Annotated in this window: 3 protein-coding genes; all 3 read left to right on the top strand. The window is 67.3% G+C overall.

The annotated features are described in order from the left end of the window. Positions 1–220 precede the first annotated feature (220 nt). The 3 genes from ABD151_RS00285 to ABD151_RS00275 all read left to right on the top strand — a co-directional run bounded on the left by ABD151_RS00285 (position 221) and on the right by ABD151_RS00275 (position 3,054). Entirely contained in the window at positions 221–1,090 is an 870-nt protein-coding gene (locus ABD151_RS00285; RefSeq protein ID WP_343989970.1) for a DUF6801 domain-containing protein, read from the top strand. Positions 1,091–1,327: 237 nt separating this feature from the next. Continuing rightward, positions 1,328–2,098 (top strand): electron transfer flavoprotein subunit beta/FixA family protein, encoded by a 771-nt coding sequence (locus ABD151_RS00280; protein WP_425571830.1) that lies wholly within the window; start codon positions 1,328–1,330, stop codon positions 2,096–2,098. A gap of 11 nt (positions 2,099–2,109) precedes the next feature. Continuing rightward, positions 2,110–3,054 (top strand): electron transfer flavoprotein subunit alpha/FixB family protein, encoded by a 945-nt coding sequence (locus ABD151_RS00275; RefSeq protein ID WP_343989964.1) that lies wholly within the window; start codon positions 2,110–2,112, stop codon positions 3,052–3,054. Positions 3,055–3,144 lie beyond the last annotated feature (90 nt).

Below are 3,144 nucleotides of genomic sequence, written 5' to 3'. Positions count from 1 at the left end.
CTCCCGTCATTAGTGCCGCCGCGCTGCGAGCGTGCCGGGCGGGGGAGTGCCGCTCGGTCTTCCTAGAACTCGTTCCAAGTTTGTCGCGTGACGGCCTTCACAAAGCCGTCTAGACATGGTCTAGTTACTTGCGAGTACCAAGAGGGCGGCCTCGGAGGGAGGCCGGTTGGTTCTCCGGCGGCTTCGCGCTGCCGTTCGATGGTCTGGGAGGCCTATCAGCATGTCTTCACGTCTTTCCTCGACGTCCTCGTCCAGCCGGGTCCGCCGGTTCGCCGGTGCCGGGGCTGCGGCAGCGCTCGCCGTCGCCGGGCTCGGTGCGTTCAGTCCGGCGGGTGCGGCGAGTGCGCCGTTGAACTACACCTGCGACGTCCCGGTGATCGCAGACCAGGAGATGGCTGCGACCTTCTCGGCGCCGGCCACCGTTCCGGTCGGCGGCTCGGTAGCGGTCAAGGCCGCTGTCGACGTGCCGGTCGCGCTCAGTGACACGCTGCGCACCGTGGGTGCCGCGACGGTCGACGGAACCGCCACCATTCAGGGCACCGTCAACGGAATCGCGATGCCGCTCCCGGGCACGATCCCGGTCACTGCGGTCCCGGCCTCCGGCGCGATCCCGGTGGTGGCGACGGGTTCGATGCAGCTTCCGGCGGTCGTCGGCGTGGGTGCGGTGCTCAACCTCAGTGCCGGCGACTTCACCGTGAACCTGAACGGCAAGAATGCATCGGGTGCCGCGACGGTGTTCAGTCCGTATGCCATCTCCTGTGCCCAGGATGCCGGCCAGGACGCCAGCGTCGGCACGGTCACCGTCGTCAAGACCACCTCCAAGACCAAGATCGTCGCCAAGGGTGGCAAGAAGAAGGCCACCGTCACGGTGACCGTGAAGCCGGGCACCAAGGTCGCCGCCACCGGCAAGGTCAAGGTGACGGTGAGCAAGGGCAAGAAGAAGGTCACCAAGAACCTCACGCTCAAGTCCGGCAAGGCCAGCTTCGTGGCGAAGAAGCTGAAGAAGGGCAAGTACAAGGTCAGTGCCGTCTACGCCGGCGACAAGAACGTCAAGGGCTCCAAGAGCTCGACCAGTGTCAAGGTCAAGTGACTCTCCAGTAGCCGGCGGTTTCGCCATCTGAGAGGGCCCGTCGGTGGCCGGTGCCCCGCCTGGTAACTTCCAGGCGGGGCATCACTGCTTTGTTGTGACGTTCCACACCGCAACCGCGGTTCCGTGAGGTTGGCCTAACCGGGTAGCCTCACGATGCGCTGGCCGCGCTGCGGCTCAGGAATCGATTGCACAGGAGGGGCCGTCCAGGCCACAACCACCATGAACATTGTTGTCTGTGTGAAGCACGTGCCCGACGCCACCGCCGACCGGCGGTTCGAGTCGGACAACACCGTTGACCGTGTCGGCGTCGACGGGCTCCTCTCGGAGCTCGACGAGTATGCCGTGGAGCAGGCTCTCCAGATCAAGGAGAAGCTGGGCGACGACAGCGAAGTCACCGCTGTCTGCATCGGCCCCGACGGCGCCGTTGACGCCGTCCGCAAGGCCCTGCAGATGGGGGCCGACAAGGGCATCCACGTCTCCGACGAGGCGATCGCCGGCTCTGACGCGCTGGGGACCTCCCTGGTGCTCGCCGAGGCGATCAAGAAGGCCGGCACCCCCGACATCATCGTCTGCGGCATGGCGTCGACCGACGCCGGCATGTCCGTCGTCCCGGCGATGCTCTCCGAGCGTCTGGGCCTGCCGCAGGTCACCTTCGCCTCGGTCATCGAGACCCAGGGCGACCAGATCCGCGTGAAGCGTGACGGCGACGCCGCCACCGAGGTCATCGGTGCCACCCTGCCCGTCGTGCTCTCGGTCACCGACCAGACCGGCGAGGCTCGCTACCCGTCGTTCAAGGGCATCATGGCGGCCAAGAAGAAGCCGCTCGAGGTGCTGACCCTCGCCGACCTCGGTGTCGACGCCGGCCAGGTCGGCCTGGCCGCCTCGTGGTCCGCCGTCGAGGAGACCAACGCTCGCCCGCCGCGCACCGCTGGCGAGATCGTCAAGGACGAGGACGGCTCCGGCGCGGCTGCGCTGGCCGGCTTCCTCGCGTCCAAGAAGTTCATCTGAGGAGTCTGAACATGGCTGAAATTCTGGTTCTGGTTGACCACGTCGACGGCGTGGTCAAGAAGCCGACCCTCGAGCTCCTCACCATCGCTCGCCGCCTCGGCGAGCCGTCGGCCGTCTACATCGGCTCGGTCGACGCCCCGGCCGAGGCGCTGGCCAAGTTCGGTGCCGAGAAGGTCTACGCCGTCAACGACGCGGAGATCAAGGGCTACCTGGTGGCCCCCAAGGCCGAGGTGCTCCAGCAGCTGGTCGAGAAGACCTCTGCCGGTGCCGTGCTGATCCCGTCCTCCGCCGAGGGCAAGGAGATCGCGGGTCGTCTGGCGATCAAGATCGACTCCGGTCTGATCACCGACGCTGTGGACGTGCAGGCCGGTCCGGTCACCACGCAGTCCGTCTTCGCCGGCTCGTACACGGTGCAGGCCAAGGTCACCAAGGGCACCCCGATCATCACGGTGAAGCCGAACTCGGCCGCTCCCGAGGAGGTCGCCGGCGCCGGTGCCGTCGAGGCGTTCGCACCGACCATCTCCGCTGCCGCCAAGGCCGCCCAGATCGTGGCCTCGCAGCCGCGTCAGGCGACCGGTCGTCCGGAGCTCACCGAGGCCGCGATCGTGGTCTCCGGTGGCCGTGGCACCGGTGGCGACTTCACCGCCGTCGAGGCGCTCGCCGACTCCCTCGGTGCTGCCGTGGGTGCCTCGCGTGCCGCCGTCGACTCCGGCTGGAAGCCGCACACCTTCCAGGTCGGCCAGACCGGCAAGACCGTCTCGCCGCAGCTCTACGTGGCGAACGGCATCTCCGGTGCGATCCAGCACCGCGCCGGCATGCAGACCTCGAAGACCATCGTGGCCGTCAACAAGGACGAAGAGGCCCCGATCTTCGAGCTGGTCGACTTCGGTGTCGTGGGCGACCTGCACACGGTCCTCCCGGCGCTGACCGACGAGATCAACAAGCGCAAGGGCTGAGTTCGAGGATCGGCTCCGTAGGTAGGACGAGCGAAGCGAGTTCTGCCGGAGGAACGAACCGCAGAACGCTCAGCCAAGTCAGATAGGGCT

Origin of the sequence: Nocardioides dubius, assembly GCF_039528155.1 — a bacterium.
Lineage (GTDB): Bacteria > Actinomycetota > Actinomycetes > Propionibacteriales > Nocardioidaceae > Nocardioides > Nocardioides dubius.
Note: the sequence above shows the minus strand (reverse complement) of the source record. Positions and strands in the feature narration are given on the sequence as shown.

What these genes read in the sequence shown, in the direction of transcription:
- ABD151_RS00285 (WP_343989970.1), top strand. Translation starts at nt 221, where the DNA reads ATGTCTTCACGTCTTTCCTCGACGTCCTCGTCCAGCCGGGTCCGCCGG.
- ABD151_RS00275 (WP_343989964.1), top strand. Translation starts at nt 2,110, where the DNA reads ATGGCTGAAATTCTGGTTCTGGTTGACCACGTCGACGGCGTGGTCAAG.